This is a genomic window from Micromonospora sp. WMMD737, assembly GCF_049179055.1.
GTDB classification, from domain to species: Bacteria; Actinomycetota; Actinomycetes; order Mycobacteriales; family Micromonosporaceae; genus Micromonospora; species Micromonospora reichwaldensis.
Window position 1 is genome coordinate 4,626,673 of the sequence record NZ_JBMHMH010000001.1, and the last position, 18,328, is coordinate 4,645,000.

The 18,328-nt window shown below is 72.7% G+C and carries 8 protein-coding genes, 2 rRNA genes and 2 pseudogenes (1 of these 12 cut by a window edge); 6 read left to right on the forward strand and 6 right to left on the reverse strand.

What is annotated here, in order from left to right:
- Positions 1 to 107: 107 nt before the first annotated feature.
- A complete protein-coding gene (locus ACN27A_RS20285) occupies positions 108 to 1,307 on the forward strand; it encodes an acyltransferase family protein (RefSeq protein ID WP_421455775.1) in 1,200 nt (399 codons plus the stop codon).
- Here ACN27A_RS20285 and ACN27A_RS20290 read toward each other — a convergent pair.
- Positions 1,199 to 5,437, reverse strand: a pseudogene (locus tag ACN27A_RS20290) (alpha-(1->3)-arabinofuranosyltransferase domain-containing protein); the annotation flags it as partial. The gene ACN27A_RS20285 and the pseudogene ACN27A_RS20290 overlap by 109 nt on opposite strands.
- A gap of 157 nt (positions 5,438 to 5,594) precedes the next feature.
- Between ACN27A_RS20290 and ACN27A_RS20295 the strand changes: the two are divergent.
- Positions 5,595 to 6,806, forward strand: a complete 1,212-nt coding sequence (locus tag ACN27A_RS20295; RefSeq protein ID WP_421455778.1) for a glycosyltransferase family 4 protein — start codon at positions 5,595 to 5,597, stop codon at positions 6,804 to 6,806.
- Here ACN27A_RS20295 and ACN27A_RS20300 read toward each other — a convergent pair.
- On the reverse strand, positions 6,791 to 6,985 hold the full coding sequence (locus ACN27A_RS20300) for a hypothetical protein (protein ID WP_132238409.1): 195 nt from the start codon (positions 6,983 to 6,985) through the stop codon (positions 6,791 to 6,793). The two genes, ACN27A_RS20295 and ACN27A_RS20300, sit on opposite strands and share 16 nt — an antisense overlap.
- A gap of 136 nt (positions 6,986 to 7,121) precedes the next feature.
- A pseudogene (locus ACN27A_RS20305) lies at positions 7,122 to 8,657 on the reverse strand (hypothetical protein); the annotation flags it as partial.
- Positions 8,658 to 8,773: 116 nt separating this feature from the next.
- Between ACN27A_RS20305 and ACN27A_RS20310 the strand changes: the two are divergent.
- The gene (locus ACN27A_RS20310) at positions 8,774 to 10,033 is read left to right on the forward strand and encodes a polysaccharide biosynthesis protein (RefSeq protein WP_421455782.1); all 1,260 of its coding nucleotides are present in this window, start codon (positions 8,774 to 8,776) and stop codon (positions 10,031 to 10,033) included.
- A 20-nt stretch (positions 10,034 to 10,053) separates the two neighbouring features.
- The gene (locus ACN27A_RS20315; protein WP_421455785.1) at positions 10,054 to 12,585 is read left to right on the forward strand and encodes a fibronectin type III domain-containing protein; all 2,532 of its coding nucleotides are present in this window, start codon (positions 10,054 to 10,056) and stop codon (positions 12,583 to 12,585) included.
- A gap of 42 nt (positions 12,586 to 12,627) precedes the next feature.
- Here the strand turns inward: ACN27A_RS20315 and nudC are convergent, their stop codons facing one another.
- Positions 12,628 to 13,548, reverse strand: a complete 921-nt coding sequence (gene nudC, locus ACN27A_RS20320; protein WP_421455788.1) for an NAD(+) diphosphatase — start codon at positions 13,546 to 13,548, stop codon at positions 12,628 to 12,630.
- 179 nt (positions 13,549 to 13,727) lie between these two features.
- Between nudC and ACN27A_RS20325 the strand changes: the two genes are divergently transcribed.
- Together ACN27A_RS20325 and ACN27A_RS20330 are read left to right on the forward strand one after the other, a co-directional pair.
- Complete coding sequence (locus ACN27A_RS20325) at positions 13,728 to 15,542, forward strand: VanW family protein (RefSeq protein ID WP_421455791.1); 1,815 nt, start codon at positions 13,728 to 13,730, stop codon at positions 15,540 to 15,542.
- Positions 15,543 to 15,778: 236 nt separating this feature from the next.
- Positions 15,779 to 15,928: a hypothetical protein gene (locus ACN27A_RS20330; RefSeq protein ID WP_421455794.1), complete on the forward strand. Its 150-nt coding sequence runs from the start codon at positions 15,779 to 15,781 to the stop codon at positions 15,926 to 15,928.
- 66 nt (positions 15,929 to 15,994) lie between these two features.
- Here ACN27A_RS20330 and rrf read toward each other — a convergent pair.
- Positions 15,995 to 16,111, reverse strand: a 5S ribosomal RNA gene (gene rrf, locus ACN27A_RS20335).
- Positions 16,112 to 16,198: 87 nt separating this feature from the next.
- Positions 16,199 to 18,328 (reverse strand): 23S ribosomal RNA (locus ACN27A_RS20340); it runs 980 nt beyond the window's last position.

The window sequence follows — 18,328 nt, forward strand, 5'->3', positions numbered from 1 at the left end:
TCCTCCTAACAAAGACAGTCAGCCGGTGTCCGGCGAGCGGTCCTGTCCCTAAACTTGGCCGCAGGTTACTCCCGGGTTACATATTCACGCGACCCTCTGGACGGTTGATGTCTGCCCCAACTCCGGATCACGACCTCCGCCGACTGCCCGCCTTGGACGCCGTACGGGTGATCGGCGCGCTGGCTGTCGTCGGGCACCACGTCGGGTTCGCCACCGGTGCCAACACCGGCGACTCGGGGCTCGGCAGCTGGTTGTCCCGCCTCGACGTGGGCGTCGCCGTCTTCTTCGTGCTCTCCGGCTTCCTGCTCTTCCGCCCGTACGCCCACTCGTCGGCCACCGGGCAGCGGTCCCCCTCCGCCCGGCGCTACCTGTGGCGCCGCGCCACCCGCATCCTGCCCGCCTACTGGCTGACCGTGGTGGTCTGCCTGCTGGTGCTGCCGCAGAACCAGCCGACGGCCGCCGGCGACTGGTGGCGGCACCTGACGCTGACCCAGATCTACGAGCCCCGGCAGTTGCGCCACGGCCTGAGCCAGACCTGGAGCCTCGCCACCGAGGTGACCTTCTACCTGCTGCTGCCGCTGCTCGCCGTGCTGCTGATGCGGCGGCGCTGGCGGCCCGGCCGGTCCACCGTCCTCATCGTGGTGGCGGGGCTGGCCATCACCGCCGGCTGGGTGGCCCTGATGGGATTCGGCCTGCTCAACCTGGGCCTGCACACCATGTGGCTGCCCTCGTACGCCGGCTGGTTCGGCGCCGGCATGGCGCTGGCGACCGTCCACGTGTCGCTGCGCACCGGCACCGGTCACCGCTGGCGGTGGCTGGACGACCTGGGCGCCGCGCCGCTGGCCTGCTGGTCGGTCGCGCTGGCCGCCCTGGCCGTGGCCACCACGCCGATCGTGGGTCCCCGCGACCTGGCCGAGCCCACCGCCGCCGAGTTCGGGCTGAAGATGGCGCTGTACGCCCTGGTCGCGGTGATGGTGGTGCTGCCGGTGGCGTTCGGGCCGGCCACCCGCACCAAGGCCGTCCTCGGCGGCGCGGTCGGCCGGTGGCTCGGCCGGGTCTCCTACGGGCTGTTCCTCTGGCACCCCTTCGTGCTGGAGGGGGTCTACATCGTGGGCGACCGGCCGAACTTCACCGGCGACACGGGCGAGATCTTCCTGCTCACCGTCGCCGGTGGGCTGGTCCTCGCCGCCATCAGTTACTACGCCGTCGAGCGCCCCTTCCAGCGCTGGAACGCTCCCCGGCCGCGTCGGCGCGGGAGCACGAGGGAGAACCAGAGCACCGCCACGGCGGCGACCGCCGCCAACTGAGGCGCCGCGTCGGTGTGCCCACCCCGGGTCACCGCGTACCAGCCGGCCAGCGCGAAGCAGGCCACTGGCAGCCAGCGCCCGGCCACCCGGTACAGCCGGCGCAGCCCACGCCGGTCCGGTGGGTGCAGGTGCGGCGTCAGCGCGTGGCCGGCCACCACGCCGGCCGCCGCCAGCAGCGCCACCGCGACCGCGGCCAGGCCGCCGACCAGCAGCAGCGCAGTCCCGCCGAACAGCAGGGCGAGCAGGCGGTGCCGGCGTCGACGCGGCGGCCCCGCCGCCGGCACGGGCACGCCCCGGCCCGGGAGAAGGGCGGCCAGCGCGACCCCGCCCAGCGCGATCGCGCCGGCGCCCAGCGCCAGGACGTACCCGTCGTCCGGGGCGAACCGCAGCAGCACCTCGCCGGAGAACCCGGCCGGCACCAGCCAGCCCTGCTGCCAGCCGTCCACCACGAACGGGGTGAGTCGCTCGCCGCCCGCGGTGGCCTCCCACCCGGCGTTCGCGTTCTCCCGCAGGGCCAGCACCCGCTGGCCCGGGTACCCGTCCAGGTGCAGCGACCGCCGGGTGGCCGACCAGCCGTCCACCCGGACCGGGGTCTGCACGGCGTCCGGGACCTGCGCCGACCCGACGACGCCCGCCGAGCCGGCCGCGCTGCCGTCGGTGGGCCCCGGGACCACGGCGTGCGGCGTCAGGACGAGCCGGGTGGGCGTAGCCAGGCGGCTCGCCGCCGCCACCACCCGTACCTCTCCGCCGGCCAGCGGCAGCGGATCCTTCGCTCCGGTGCCGCAGAGGAGGGCGTCCACCTCGCGCAGCTCCGCCAGCTCCCGCCGGCTGGCCACCAGCGCCGTCCGGCGCCGCACGGCGCCGACCTCCACGGTGGGCCCGCTGCCGCAGGAAAGCGTGACGCGCGCCTCCGGGTCGTTGCGGGGCACCGGTCCGTCCGGCAGCACGGTCAGCTCGCCGACGCCGACGGGCAGGCTCTGTGACAGCCGCCGGTACGGGTCGAAGGTGTTGGCCGGCACCACGTCGGAGATCAGCACGGTGATCTCGTCCGTCTTCAGCGGCCGGTCGAAGACCAGGCTGCCGCCCTCGTCGAAGACGCCGCCGCGCATGCCGCCGTCTCCGATCACGGTCGCCTGCCACGGGCGGGCCGCCGCCGCGGTGGGCGGCAGGGTCACCTTCAGCCCGGCGATCTGGCGGGCTTTCGGCCAGGTCAGGCGCAGCCACGGCTGCCGGTCGGAGCTGGCGGCGTACCAGGTCGTCGCCGGATCGCCGTCGACCACCGCGCCCGGCCGGGCCGCGGGGTGGGAGACGCCGACGCTGGAGGCCGCGACCACCGGGGTGACCCCGCGCGCGACGGCCGCCGCGCCACCGCCGTCGAGCAGCGCGTTCAGCGTGCCGCCCGCACGCGGACGCACCCGCAGCGCGACGTCGTAGCCGGCGGCGATCGGCAGGCTCAGCGTCCGGTCGATCCGGTCGCCGTCCTCGGACTCCCGGACGAGCCCGCCGTCGCAGATCGGCCGCCCCTCGTCGAAGACGCAGGGCGCGGCGCCGGCGGCGGCGGTGAGCACCACGGAGGCCGGGGCGGCGGTCGCCGGGGGCGCCGGCACGGCCAGGGTGCGCTCGGCCCGCACGCCCGGGATGGTGATCTCGGCGATGCCGACGCCGCCGAAGCCGGCCCGGATGTCGAAGACCTCGTCGATGGAGATCCGCACCCGCCGGGTCGGATAGCCGGCGGGCACCGTGACCTGCACGCTCTGGCCCGGGTTCTCCACCACCGCCTGCTGGTTGCCGGCGCTGACGGTGATCTTCGTGGGCAGGGAGTCGGCGCCGGTGTCGAAGACGATCCCCACCTCGCGGACCACCTGCGGCTCGGTCAGCTCCACCTCCAGCCACTGCGCGGTGGTGACCGTGCCGGGCGCCGAGCGCCAGGCGGTGGCGAGGTTGCCGTCGAGCGCCGCGTACGGCTGGTGCGCCGGCCGGCCGCCGACCAGCGGCTGCGCGTCGGACCAGGAACTCGACGCGGTGACCGACCCGATGCCCAGGTAGCGCACGGTAGTGGACTGGCCCTCGCCCCACGGCGGCAGGTAGTCCCGGGCGGGCGCACCGAGCCTCGCCTCGTCGGCCGACGTCATGGTCGCCGAGGCGTTGTCGTGCGGCTGCCCGAACGCCACCTCGCGCCGGCGCATCCCGTCGGTGAGCACCACCGGGCCGTCGGTCAGCCCCGCCGGCCGGTCCCCGGCGAGCACCGTCGGGGCGTCGGAGAGCCGGCCGGCCGCCGCGATCTGGAGCAGCGACTCCGGCCCGCCCACCACGGTGGTCAGGCCCTTCGCGTCGTACGCGACGACGGGGCTGACGGGCTGGGCGACCTCGTACACCTCCAGGGCCCGGACCTTCACGTCCAGGCCGTGGTCGACGAAGTTGCCGGGCAGCTGGCCGCCGCCGACCTCCGGTCCGAAGGCCCGCACCGGACGGATGCCGGGCGAGCGTTGCAGTGCCTGCCGGACCACGACCGGTTGGGTGGCGCCCGAGCGCCCGTAGTCGAGGTCGGAGCGGAGCAGCAGGTACCGCACGCCGGAGCGGGCGAGCAGGTCGGCCAGCCCGGCGGAACCCTCGCCGTTGGCTAGCGACGACTCGACGGCGTCGAGCAACCGGATCGTGCCCGGCGGGGTGAGCGGCACCGAACTGCGTACCGCCCAGGGGCTCTCCAGCAGAGGCTGGGTGACCTCGTCGCTCGGGCTGCCCCACAGGTAGCGGGGGAAGCGGGCGGCGGGCACCACCAGCACCCGGTCGTCGCCGAGGTTGCTGTCCAGCCAGGAGGTCGCCTGGTGCCAGTAGCCGGGCACCTCCCGGAAGCTGCCCTGGGCGGGCAGTCCGGCGGCCAGCGCCGGGGCGGCCACCCCGGCGACCGCCACGAGGGCGGTGCCGGTGACCAGCGTGGCGCGCAGCCGCACCGGCTGGAGCAGGCGGGGCAGGCCCGGGTTCACGTCGGGCCGGTCGCCCGCCCGGGCCGCCCGTGCCACCAGCCCCAGCAGGTGGGCGAGCCCGAGGATGAGCGGCAGCCGCAGCACCACGTCGAACTTGTGCACGTTGCGCAGTGGCGCGCCGGCCGCGTCGAGGAAGTCCCGCTGCGTCTGGGCGCCGAACCCGTCGACCGCGCCGACGTGGCCGAGCCCGACCAGGGCCAGCCCGACCAGCAGGCCGGTGACCAGGAAGCGCCGGTGCGGCATCCCGCGCCGGGCCAGGCCGGCGAGGCCGAGGCCGGCCACCACCAGGGTGGCGACCACCAGCGGCTGCTCGGTGGCCAGCCGCCAGCCGGCCGACCAGGGCGGCCCGTACGCGCCGTTGAGGTAGGCGTGCCAGTGCGAGGCGCCGCGCAGCACGGTGGTCGTGTCGGTGGGGGCCGTGGTGACCGGCGCCGTCTCGATGTAGTCCAGGAACGGCGGGCTGTACCGGCCCAGCAGCAGCAGGGGCACCAGCCACCAGGCGGTGGCGGCACCCACCGCCAGCCCCCAGGCGACGAGCGCCCGGACCCGCAGCCGGAACGGGTGCAGGCCGACCAGCCACAGACCGGCGAGCGGCACCACGGCCAGCACCGCCGTCGCGTTGACGCCGCCGGCGCACGCCACGACCAGCGCGGACAGGGTCACCGCCCGGCGTACGGAGCCGCCTCGGGCCAGCCCCACCAGGGGCACCAGCACCCAGGGTGCGAGGGCGCTCGGCCATGCCTCCACCGAGATCGGGCCCAGCTCGGTGACCAGCCGGGGGGAGAGCGCGAAGGCCACCCCGGCGAGCAGGCGGGCGGCCGGCGTGCCGATGTGCAGCCGCTCGGCCAGCCGGACCACGCCGGTGCAGGCGACCGTCATGACCAGCGCCCACCAGAGCCGCTGCACCACCCAGGCCGGGATGTCGAGCACCTCGCCGAGCAGGAAGAACGGGCCCATCGGCCAGAGGTAGCCGTACGCCTGATTCTGAAGCTGGCCGAAGGTTCCGTCCGGGTCCCAGACGTGCAGGGCGCGGCTCAGCCATCCGGCTGGATCGACCGCCAGGTCCACCTTGGTGTCGATGGCGATCATGCCCGGGTCCTGGAGGAACGCCAGGGCCGACAAACCGAGACAGACCGCGACCAAGCGCAGACGCCACACCCTTCTCGATGTGGCGTCCGGTCGGTCGGTCAGCTCCGGGCGGGCCGGCGCCTGCTGCATTTCGCCTCCGATCGGGCATTGCGGGGGCCGTGACGAAGCCCATAGTGTGACGCGACGCGAAGACTACTCGGCAGTAGGAGTAAGTGTGGAAGCACCGCCTGCCGCCACCCGGCACGTACTTTTCCTCAACTGGCGCGACACCCGGAACCCGGAGGGCGGCGGTTCTGAGGTGTACGTCGAGCGGATCGCCGGTGAACTCGTACGCCGGGGCCACCGGGCCACCCTGCTCTGCGCCACCCACTCCGCCGGCCCCGCCGAGGAGGTCACCGCCGCCGGCGTACGCGTGCTGCGGCGCGGCGGCCGACACACCGTCTACCTGCGTGCCGCGCTCGTCTACCTGGCCGGTGCCCTGGGCCTCGGGCCGCTGACCCGGCGCCGGGGCGGTCGCCCCGACCTGATCGTGGACGTCGGCAACGGCCTGCCCTTCCTGTCCGCCCTGTACGCCCGCCAGCCGGTCATCGCACTCGTGCACCACGTGCACCGTGAGCAGTGGCCGGTGGTGCTGGGCCGCTGGCTGGCCGGCTTCGGCTGGTGGGTCGAGTCCTGGCTCGCCCCGCGCGTCTACCACCGCTGCCAGTACGTGACCGTCTCGGCGGCTACCCGGCGGGAACTGGCCACCCTCGGCATCGACCCGTCCCGGGTCGCCATCGTGCACAACGGCACCCCCGACATGACGGTGGGGCCGGTGCCGCGCACCCCGCAGCCGTCCCTGGTGGTGCTCGGCCGGCTGGTGCCGCACAAGCAGGTCGAGCTGGCCCTGCACGCGGTTGCCGGGCTCACCGGCGAGCTGCCTGGGCTCACCCTCGTGGTCGCCGGCCAGGGCTGGTGGGAGCCGCAGCTGCGCCAGCTCGCCGAGGAGTTGGGCGTCACCGACCGGGTCCGGTTCACCGGCTTCATCAGTGACACCGAGAAGCGGGAGCTGCTGGCCAGCGCCTGGGTCGCGCTCACCCCCTCGCTCAAGGAGGGCTGGGGGCTGACCATCGTGGAGGCCGGGGCGGTCGGCACGCCGACGGTGGCGTTCCGCGGTGCCGGCGGAGTCGAGGAGGCGCTCGTCGACGGCGAGACCGGCCTGCTCGCCGACGGCGTCGACGACTTCGTCGCCAAGGTGCGGCTGCTGCTGACCGACGACGCCCGGCGCACCGCGATGGGCACGGCGGCGCGGGCGCACGCGGCCCGCTTCACCTGGCCGATCTCGGGCGAAAAATTCGCGGCCCTCGTGACGAGGGCCGCGAACGTTCGGAGCGTGGTGCCGGCGGAGCAGATGGAACCGGTGGAGCCGTCCTACCTCGTGCCGTAGACCAGCGGCTTGTTGGCGCCGCCGCCACCGCCGTCCGAGCTGGTCCGCGCGGCCTGCTCGGCCTTGGCGGCCTCGGACGACGAGGTGCCGGTGAGGGTGGTGGCCAGCGCCACCGACCCGAAGACGCCGAGAGCGACCGCGATCACTCCGGCGAGAACCAACGAGAGAGCACTGCGCATGGTGCTGACTTCCTCCTCGTGAGCTGCGTGCGCGGGACGTTACCACCAAGTAGCGTCGGTGGGGAGGGCCGCGAGGACGATCGATTCCGGCCTGCCAGGGGGAATCCTCGGCAGCTCACCGCGCACCGGAGCGTGCGGCCGGGTTCTCGTACAGGGTCAGGTCCTCGCCCGCGTACACCTCGCGGAGCCCGACCAGCGTCGCCGGGTCCGTCCGCTGCCCGCCGGCCACCCGCTGCACCACCACCCAGCGCACCCCGGTGGCCCGCACCGGGGCACCGGAGTCGAGCACCCGCCGCACGTGCGCGACGCGCCGGTTCTCCCCGCTCACCTCGCTCGTGCCCACCCAGAGCGTGTCGTCGACGAGGACCTCGGCGTCGACGTAGCGGGGCAGCGGGTCGAGCGCCGTCCGGCCGCCGTTCCAGGGATAGGCCCGGTAGGAGCCGAGCGGCAACGAGAGCACCTCGCCCGGCTGGCCGTCGAGGCGGGCGGCGACGGCGTCCCAGTCCGCCGGGTAGGCCACCGGCCGCAGCCGGCCGGCCGCGCCGAACGCCAGGTCCGGCAGGACCACCACGGGCAGCGCCAGCGCCCCGGCGAGCACCGCGCCCGCGCCGGCCCGCCCGGCCCGGCCAGCCGCCCCGGCCAGCCGTTCCGCACCGAGCGCGAACCCCACGGCCACCAGCAGGGCGTACGGGACGAGGAACTTCTGCCCGTCGCGCAGCACCCCGGCTCCCGGCACCGTGGCCACCAGCCACTCCAGCGACGCGCCCAGGCCGGGCAGCACGCCCAGGGCGGCGAGCAGGAACCCGCCGGCCGCCAGGACGGCCAGCCGGTCGCAGAACCCGTCCGGCCACCGGTGGCGCAGGGCCCGGTAGCCGAGGACCGCCAGGGCCAGCACGACGGCGGTGGCCAGCGGCGCCAGCGGGGACGACCGGCTCACCGGTGTGGTCTGCGCGTTCCAGATCCCACCCGTGCCGGCGAGGGCTCCGAGCGCTCCGCTCCAGTTCTCCGCCCGCGCCGCGAACGCCGCCACCCCGTCGGGGTCGGTCCGGGCGTCCGCCCTGGTCAGGGCGGCAGCCGCCAGCCAGGGCGCGTTCAGCAGCAGCACCAGTGCGATCGCGATCGCGCCGACCCGGCCCCTGCCCCGCTGCGGCACCAGCACGACGGTGGCCGCCAAGGCGATGAGGCCGCCGGTCGGGGTCACTGCGGCGAGGGCGGCCGCCAGCACCAGCAGCGGCAGCGCCCGCCGTCCACCGACGCGCAGCCGGATCACCGCCAGCACCAGCCAGGGCAGCGACGCGTACGCCAGGAGCAGGCCCCAGTGCCCGATCAGCAGCCGCTCCGCCAGGTAGGGCGTCCACACGTATCCGACAGCGGCCACCAGCCGGGTGACCGGGTGCCGGGCCGGCACCAGCAACCCGGCGCCGACGGTGGCGAGCAGCAGCACCGCGACCAGCGCCAGCCGCTGCACCAGCCACCCGGGCATCGCGTGGCTCGCCAGCGACACCAGGGCGTCCAACGGCACCGCCCGTGGCAGCGAGTCGGACGGGGCGACGAGTTCGGCGCGCCACGGCTGGTGCGGCACGAAGACCATGTCGTAGCTGAGCACGTAACCGGGTGCCGCCAGCGGAGCCAGCACCAGCAGGGTGACGGCCAGCCCGAGCCCGACGAGCATCGACCTCTCCCGCAGGGTTGACCTCCTCATTACGCTGACCGGGCGTGGCACCGGCGTGGCGCCACTGTACGCGCGCCCGTTGCACAGCCGGGAGTGCCGGCGACACGGGACGGTTGATGGGTACGGATTCGGAAAAGCCCGGCCGGGCCACCGGGCTCGGCACCGCCGGCGTCGCGGTGACACTCGCCGGCGTATTCGTCAACGGGCTGGCCTACGTGGTGCCCGTCCTCGGTGCGCGGCACCTCGATCCGGCGGAGCTGAGCGCGCTCGCCACGCTCCTGGCGCTGGGTGCGATCGGTGGCGTGGCCAGCACCGGGCTCCAGATCGCGGTCGCCGTGCACCGGGCCCGGCACGGTCGCGCCGCCACCGCCCGGCCGACCCTGCTCACGGTGCTCGTCACCGCCGCGCTGCTCGCCCTGACGCTGCCGGTGGCGGCCGTCCAGCTCCGGCTGACCGCCCCGGCGGTGCTGCTGCTCGGCGTGCTGACCGTGGCGGTCGTGGCGGCCGGCCGCTGGCTCGGCGAGTTGCAGGGCGACCAGCGCTTCCTGCGGCTCGCCGGCGGCATGGCGCTGCTCGGCGCCGGCCGCTACGGGGGCATGGTGGCCGGGCTCTGGCTCGGCGGCGGGCTCACCGGGTCGCTGCTGGCCGGCGCGCTCACCTCGGTGCTGGTGCTCGCGCTGCTGGTGCGCCTCAACCGGGGCGCAGGCATCGACCCGGCCGTGCCCTCCCTCGCCACCCGGACGGTGCTCACCGCCAGCGGCGCCACCCTGGCGATGCTGGTGGTCTCCTACGCCGATCTCCTGCTCGCCCGCCGCTTCCTGCCGCCGGACGTCTCCGGCACCTACGCCGTCGGCACCGTGCTGACCAAGGGGGCGCTGTGGGCGCCGCAGGTGGTGACCGTGATCGTGCTGCCCCGCCTGGCCAAGGGGGACCGGCGGGCCCTGGTCGCCGCGCTGGCCCTGGTCGCCGGCGCCGGGGCGGTGCTGGTGCTCGGTTCGGCGCTCGCGGGCGGGCTGGCCTTCCGCCTGGCCGGCGGCCCCGACTACGCCGCGGCCGGTCGTTACGCCCCGGTCTTCGCCGCCACCGGCGCCCTGTACGCGGTCGTGTTCATCCTGGTCAACGCCCGTGTCGCGGCGTCGGTCCGGTGGCCCGCGGCGCCGTTGTGGACGTCCACGGCGATCTTCGTGGCCGCCGTCGCGACCGTCGTGCCACGGACCGTCGCCGGGATCGCCGGGGCCGCCCTGGCGACGGCGGCGGTCACCGCCGTCGCCATCGGACTCCTGACATTGGCCCACGAACGGGGCAGCAGGTCGAAACGCACCCGTACGGCCACTACCACCCAGGCGGGAGGACATGTCACAGTGCGGGACGGATAACCAGGAGACGGGGGTTTCTGGTGAGCGTCAGCACGGCCACGACCGGGTCCGGTCCAGAGAAGGCCCGCACCCACGCCCGCTGGTTGCTCGTTCTGTACGCCACCGCGCTGGCGCTCAGCCTGACGGCCGGCGTACCGGGCGGTGCACGGGCCGAGGGCGGCATGTCGGCCGACCGGCTCACCGCCCTCTTCGAGCGTTACGGCGACACCTCCGGCCGATGGAACGGTGCCGACCGGACGGCCTCCGTCCGGCTCCCCGACGGCCGGCTCCTCTGGCTCTTCTCCGACACGTTTCTCGGCCCCGTGGGCCCGGACGGATCCCGCCCCCGCACCGCGTCGTTCATCAACAACTCCGCCGTGGTGCAGCAGGGCGACGAGCTGCGCGAGACGGTGCACGGCGGCACCGCCGAGGACCCCGCCTCGCTCGTGCCGCCGCCGGCCGCCGACCAGTTCTACTGGATCGGCGACGCCCAGGTCGTCGGCGAGACCCTCCAGATGCTGGTCAACCGCTACCGCCGGACGGGCGACGGCCCGCTGGACCACGTCCTGCTGGGCACCTCGCTGGCGACCTTCGCACTGCCCGGCATGACGCCCACGGCGGTCCGGCCGCTGCCGCTGGGAGAGCGCATCTCGTGGGGCTCCAGCCTGCTCCGCGATGGCGGACACACCCTGATCTACGGCACCGAGGCGAGCGGCGAGACGAAGTTCGCGCATCTCGCCCGGGTCGCCGGGACCGACCTGAGCGGCCCGTGGGAGTTCTGGACGGGCACCGGCTGGGCGCCCGCGGCGGACCGGTCCGCCCGCATCCTCAGCGGGGTCGGCACGTCGTACGGGGTGCAGCGGGTCGGCGACCGGTACGTGCTCGTGACCCACGAGAACAACCTGGTGTTCAGCGCCGACGTGGTGGCGTACACGGCGGGTGGGCCGACGGGTCCGTTCGAGGGGCCGGACTACCTGCACCGCGCGCCCGAGACAGACGCCGGGCATCTCGTCTACGACGCCGACCTGCACCCCGACCTGGCTCGTCCGGGCAAGCTGCTGATCTCCTACAACGTCAACAACGTCGACGACGCCGTGACGTACGCCGACGCCGGCCTCTACCGGCCGCGCTTCGTCGAGGTCGACTGGCCCCGCCCCCGGCCGGAACGGGCCGACGTGCCGCCGGCGCCGGCGGCTCTCACGGCCGAAGCGCGGGGCGCGGGCAACGCCGAGCTGCGGTGGCGTCCCGTCCCGGTCGATGACGAGCTGCGTTACCTGGTGCACCGCCGGGACGTGACCGCCGGGCAGACCCACTTCGTGCGGATCGGCGAGCCGTCCGCCGAGCCCCGCTCCTCGGCCGACTTCCTGGTCAACGGCCACGAGTACGAGTTCCGGGTGACCGCCGTCGGTCGGCGGGGCGAGGGCCCGCCCTCGCCGGTGGCACGGATGACCGCCACCGTGCCGCCGCCACCGCCGCCGAGCGGGGTGCGGGCCGAGGCGGGCCGCACCGGGGACGTCGCGGTGCACTGGGAGCCGCTCCCGTTCGTCCAGGTGTTCCGGCTCTACCGGCGCGACGTCACGGCGGGGCAGCGGGATCCGGCCCTCGTCGGCACGTTCACCGGCACCAGCGCCACCGTCGGCTCGCTATGGCACGCCCGGACGTACGAGTTCACCGTCGTCGCGGTCGGCGGCGGCGGGGACAGCCCGCCCTCGACGCCCGTCCGGGCCACCGCATCGGTCAGCCCGCCGGCCGCGCCGGCCCGACTGACCGCACAGGCCCAGCCGGACGGCGACATCCGGCTGGGCTGGGCCAACCTCGGTCCCGGCGTCTCCTACCGGGTCTACCGGCGCGACCTGACGGCGGGCCAGAGCCGACCCGGGTCGCCCGCACTGGAGAGCCGGCCGAGCCACCTCGCCCGCCACCTCGAGCACGGCCACGAGTACGAGTTCACCGTCAGCGCGGTGGACCGCGACCGCGAGGGACCGCTCTCCCCGCCGGTGCGGGCCCGGGCGACCTTCAGCGCGCCGAAGGTGGTGCCGACCGACCTGCGGGTGACGAAGGTCGGCACGGCCGAGGTGGAGCTGACCTGGCGCTCGACCAGTCCCGGCGGGTGGCACCGCGTCTACCGGCGGGACCTCACCGCCGGGGAGCGGGAGTTCACCGAGGAGGAGGTGCCCGTGCAGGGCACCAAGGCCACCATCCGCCAGCTGCGCAACGGACACGAGTACGAGTTCGTGGTCGCCGCGGCCAACCAGGCCGGTGCCGGGCGGCAGAGCAGGCCGGTCCGGGCCATCCCTCGGCTGCCCACGCCGGCCGGGCTGGCGGCGACGGCGGCCGGCAACGGCGAGGCGCGACTGAGCTGGCGTCCGGCGGGGCCGGGCCTCGCATACCGCGTCCAGGTCCGCGACGTCACGGCCGGCGGGGAATGGCGCACGGACCCGGTGCCGGTAGGCGGGACGGACTTCACCGCCGTGCTGCTGGTCCGCGGGCACCGCTACGAGTTCCGGGTCGCCGCCACCGACGGCATCGACACCGGCACGCCGTCCGCGCCGGTCGCCGTGCTCGTCCGCTGAAACACCGGCGGTGAGCGCGGCGCGCTGGAGAAGCTGGCCCGGTCAGGCCCCGGCCGCCAGCCAGGATTGCAGCAGGTGGTGGTCGATCGAGTCGGCGCGGCCCAGCGGCCGCCCGGCGGCCGCCCGCTGGCGCAGCTCGTTCCGGGTGAACCAGCGCGCCTCCAGCAGCTCCTCGCCGTCCACCCGCACCTCCTCGGACGCGGCGGTGGCCCGGAAGCCGACCATCAGGCCGGCCGGGAACGGCCACGCCTGCGAGCCCACGTACGCCAGGTCGGTCACCGTCACCCCGGCCTCCTCCGCCATCTCCCGCCGGACGGCGTCCTCCAGGCTCTCGCCCACCTCGACGAAGCCGGCGAGCGTCGAGTACGCCCCCTCCGGCGCACCCGCGTGCCGGGCCAGCAGGCAACGGTCGGGGACGCCGGGCGCCTCGATCAGCACGATGACGGCCGGCTCGATCCGGGGGAAGAGGAGCCGGCCGCAGTCCGCCCGCGCGCACGACCGGACGTGTCCGCCGCCCCGGGCGACGGTCGACGCCCCGCACGTGCCGCAGAAGCGCTGCTGCCGGTGCCAGTGCAGCAGCCCCCGCGCGTACGCCTGGACGGCCGCCCCGGCCGGGTCGAGCCGGCCGACCAGCGCCCGGACGTCCACGGCGGCGCCCGCCTCCGCGACCTCGACGGCGGCGGCCTCGGGCAGCCCGGAGAGGTCGACGGCGAAGACGGCCGAGCCGTCGTCCATGCCCAGGAAGACGGTCTCGTCGGCGACGGTGAGCGCCTTGGCCGCCCGTTCCCCGGTCAGCCGCACCGGCACGTCCCCCGCGACCAGGCAGCGGTCCCGCCAGAGCGGCAGCAGGGTGCTCGCCGGGTCCGCCAGCAGGGCGGCGAGCCGCTCCGGGTCGGCACGCAGCTCCCCCGCCCGGTCCAGCCAACCGCCCCCGTACGCCAGGACCGCCTCGTCCGCTCCCATGTTCCCTACCGTGCCATGCCCGCCGGCCCGCCCGACCACCGGCCGGTGTCCCCCGACACGCCGGGCGACACGCCGCGAGCGACGGGTGGGGCGCTGGCTCCCGCCCCGCCCGGGCGCCGGTTACCGTAGGTGTCTTCCGGGCGGAGGTGCGCTCCCCCGTTGTGGTACGTCCGATCGAGGTGACCGTGACGCTGTACGGCGAGAAGACTCCACCCGCCGACGACCGGCCCACCGTGCAGGTCAAGGCTGTGACCTGGCCCGGTGACGAACCGGAGCCGGTCGCGCCGGCAGGCGGGCCGGGCGGGTCACGGTCCCGCCGGATCCGCCTGCTGCTGGCCGCCGGGGCCGTCACGGCGGTACTGGCCTCCGTGGCGGGGGCGGGCGCCTACGCGTACGCCGGTGACGTGCCGCGCGGGACGACGGTGCTCGGCGCGGAGCTGGGCGGCCGGAGCCGCGCGGACGCCGCCCGGGAGCTGCGGACGGAGCTCGAACGCCGCGCCGCCGCGCTCAACGCCCCGCTGTCGGTACGCGTCGGCGAGCGGACCGCCACGATCGACCCGGCCACCGTCGGCCTGGCGGTCGACGTCGACGCCACCGTGGCGGCGGCGGCCGAGGCCGACGCGCACGCCGTCGACCGGCTCGTTGGGTCCCGGACGGTGCAGCCGGTGGTGACCGTGGACGCCGCCCGGCTCGACGCCGCCCTCGAAAAGGTCGTCGGCGACCAGGGCCGGAAGATGACCATGCCGGCGATCACCTGGAAGGGCACCACGCCGAAGGCGGTGCACCCGAAGCCGAGCCTCGCCCTCGATCCGGAACGCTCCGCGCAGGTGGTGCGGGAGGGCTGGCTCGCCGGCCAGCCGGTGACCGTGCCGCTGGTCGAGTCCCACCCCGCGACCACCGCGGAGGAGGTGGACCGGCTGGTAGCCGAGCTGGCGAAGCCGGCCGTCGCCGCCCCGGTCACGCTGACCACCGGCAAGGGCTCGGTGCAGATCCCGCCGAAGGCGATCGCGAGGAGCCTGCGGTTCACGGCCGACAAGGCCGGCAAGCTGACGCCGCAGGTCGACGTGAAGCGGCTGCGGGCCGCGCTCGGCGACGACCTGGCCGCGATCGAGGTGCCGCCGAGGGACGCCCGGATGACCATCTCCGGCGGCAAGCCGAAGGTCGTCGACGGCAAGCCCGGGCAGCAGCTCGACAGCGCGGCCCTCGGCCGCGACCTGCTCGCCGTCCTGCCGAGGGCGGACGACCGGAAGGTCACCGGCGAGCTGAAGCCGGCGGAGCCGGAACTGACCGCGGAGAAGCTGGGCGGGTTGGGCATAAAGGAGCGGGTCTCCACGTTCACCACGCACTTCACCGGTGGGCTCTCCTCGCCGCGCAGCCAGAACATCGTCACGATCGCGAAGGACGTGGACGGCACGGTGGTGCTGCCCGGCGAGACGTTCTCCCTCAACGGGCACACCGGCGAGCGCGGCTACGCCCAGGGCTACCGGGACGCCCCGGTCATCCTCGACGGCAAGCTGGTCCCGGGGGTCGGCGGCGGCACCTCGCAGTTCACCACGACGCTGTTCAACGCGACGTACTACGCCGGCCTGGAGGACGTCGAGCACAAGCCGCACTCGTACTGGTTCAGCCGCTACCCGGCGGTCATCGAGTCGACCATCTTCTGGCCGGACCTGGACTTCAAGTTCCGCAACAACACCGAGCACGGCGTCCTGATCGACACCTCCTACACGTCGAGCTCGATCACCGTGTCGATCTGGAGCACGAAGATCTGGGACAGCGTGAAGACCGAGTACACCCCGCGCCGCAACATCACCCAGCCGAAGACGGTCTACCTGGAACCCGGCCCGACCTGCATCCCGGCCAGCGGCAGCCAGGGCTTCACCCAGGACGCCTACCGCGTGTTCAAGAAGGACGGCAAGGTCGTCAAGCGGGAGAAGTTCACCTGGCGCTACTCCGCCGAGCCGCGCTTCATCTGCGGTCGCGAGCCGTCCTGACGGCCGCCTGACTCCCGCTCGGGGAAGCCCCGCCGGCCACGTCGCCGGCGGGGCTTCCCCTTGTCGTACGCGCACCGCGTCACAGCCCTCGTAGGGTGCCGAACAGCGTCCCTACGCCTACGCCACCGCCCCGCCCACGCCAGCGGTGCCGACGCGAGGTGGTGCCGGGCCGAGTCAGCCGCCGCTGGCGCTGGTGCTGGCTCTGACGCTGGCTCTGGTGCCGACGCTCACGCTTCGTGCGGGCACTGGTGCTCGTGCCGGCGCTCGTGCTGGCGCTTGTGCTGGCGCTGGCCCTGCTGGTGCTCGTGCTCGTGCTGGCTCTGGCCCGCAAATGGTGCGGTGGCGGGGTTTTGGCGGCGGCGCCGACGACGGGCGGCTGCTCGTGAGCCACGAAAAGGTCCGTAACGCAGTTCAGGGCCACCCCATACGGGGTGACCCTGAACTGAAAGATTGTCCGGCGGTGTCCTACTCTCCCACACCCTCCCGAGTGCAGTACCATCGGCGCTGGAGGGCTTAGCTTCCGGGTTCGGAATGTAACCGGGCGTTTCCCCTCCGCCATGACCGCCGTAACTCTATCAACATATCAAACAACACCACACACACCGTGGTCTGTTGTTCGTTTGCTGTGAGTTGCACAGTGGACGCGTAGCAGCTTAGTAGTCAAGTCCTCGGCCTATTAGTACCGGTCAACTGAACCCGTTACCGGGCTTACATTTCCGGCCTATCAACCCAGTCGTCTAGCTGGGGGCCTTACCCCACCAAAGGTGGGTGGGATACCTCATCTTGAAGCGAGCTTCCCGCTTAGATGCTTTCAGCGGTTATCCCTTCCGAACGTAGCTAACCAGCCGTGCCCCTGGCGGGACAACTGGCACACCAGAGGTTCGTCCGTCCCGGTCCTCTCGTACTAGGGACAGCCCTTCTCAAGTATCCTACGCGCACGGCGGATAGGGACCGAACTGTCTCACGACGTTCTAAACCCAGCTCGCGTACCGCTTTAATGGGCGAACAGCCCAACCCTTGGGACCTGCTACAGCCCCAGGATGCGACGAGCCGACATCGAGGTGCCAAACCATCCCGTCGATATGGACTCTTGGGGAAGATCAGCCTGTTATCCCCGGGGTACCTTTTATCCGTTGAGCGACACCGCTTCCACTCGCAAGTGCCGGATCACTAGTCCCGACTTTCGTCCCTGCTCGACCTGTCAGTCTCACAGTCAAGCTCCCTTGTGTACTTGCACTCAACACCTGATTGCCAACCAGGCTGAGGGAACCTTTGGGCGCCTCCGTTACCCTTTAGGAGGCAACCGCCCCAGTTAAACTACCCACCAGACACTGTCCCTGAACCGGATAACGGTCCGAAGTTAGATACCCAAATCAACCAGAGTGGTATTTCAAGATTGCCTCCACCCATACTGGCGTACAGGTTTCACCGGCTCCCACCTATCCTACACAAGCTAATTCGGATACCAATGTCAAGCTATAGTAAAGGTCCCGGGGTCTTTCCGTCCTGCCGCGCGTAACGAGCATCTTTACTCGTAATGCAATTTCGCCGGGCCTGTGGTTGAGACAGTGGGGAAGTCGTTACGCCATTCGTGCAGGTCGGAACTTACCCGACAAGGAATTTCGCTACCTTAGGATGGTTATAGTTACCACCGCCGTTTACTGGCGCTTAAGTTCTCCGCTTCGCCCCGAAGAGCTAACAGGTCCCCTTAACGTTCCAGCACCGGGCAGGCGTCAGTCCATATACATCGAATTACTTCTTCGCATGGACCTGTGTTTTTAGTAAACAGTCGCTTCCCCCTGCTCTCTGCGGCCATACAACGCTCCACCCGCGCGGGGCTTCACGTCTCCGGCCCCCCTTCTCCCTAAGTTACGGGGGCAATTTGCCGAGTTCCTTAACCACAGTTCGCCCGATCGCCTCGGTATTCTCTACCTGACCACCTGTGTCGGTTTGGGGTACGGGCCGCTAAGAACTCGCTAGAGGCTTTTCTCGGCAGCATAGGATCACTGACTTCACCTGAATCGGCTCGGCATCACGTCTCAGCCCTCATGGTGTGCGGATTTGCCTACACACCGGCCTACACGCTTACCCCGGCACAACCACCGGCCGGGCTCAGCTACCTTCCTGCGTCACCCCATCGCTTGACTACTACCCGCCAGGTTCCCACGCTCCCCCAGTTCGGTCCGAAGACCTCCCCAGGTTCGGGTGGTTAGCACAACGAGGTTCATCACGGGCGCTCTTTCGCGGGTACGGGAATATCAACCCGTTGTCCATCGACTACGCCTCTCGGCCTCGCCTTAGGTCCCGACTCACCCAGGGCGGATTAGCCTGGCCCTGGAACCCTTGGTCATCCGGCGGAAGGGTTTCTCACCCTTCTTTCGCTACTCATGCCTGCATTCTCACTCGTGCCGCGTCCACAACTGGGTCACCCCGCTGCTTCACCCCCGGCACGACGCTCCCCTACCCATCCACACACCTGCACAACACATCAAGGCGTTGCGTGGTTAAAATGTGAATGCCACAGCTTCGGCGGTGTGCTTGAGCCCCGCTACATTGTCGGCGCGGAACCACTTGACCAGTGAGCTATTACGCACTCTTTAAAGGGTGGCTGCTTCTAAGCCAACCTCCTGGTTGTCTATGCGACCCCACATCCTTTTCCACTTAGCACACGCTTAGGGGCCTTAGCTGGTGATCTGGGCTGTTTCCCTCTCGACTACGAAGCTTATCCCCCGCAGTCTCACTGCCGCGCTCTCACTTACCGGCATTCGGAGTTTGGCTGATTTCGG

Bases quoted from the DNA above. Each gene is read 5' to 3' on its own strand.
- nudC (WP_421455788.1), bottom strand. From the start codon at position 13,548: ATGGGAGCGGACGAGGCGGTCCTGGCGTACGGGGGCGGTTGGCTGGAC.
- ACN27A_RS20285 (WP_421455775.1), top strand. From the start codon at position 108: ATGTCTGCCCCAACTCCGGATCACGACCTCCGCCGACTGCCCGCCTTG.
- ACN27A_RS20310 (WP_421455782.1), top strand. From the start codon at position 8,774: ATGGGTACGGATTCGGAAAAGCCCGGCCGGGCCACCGGGCTCGGCACC.
- ACN27A_RS20300 (WP_132238409.1), bottom strand. From the start codon at position 6,985: ATGCGCAGTGCTCTCTCGTTGGTTCTCGCCGGAGTGATCGCGGTCGCT.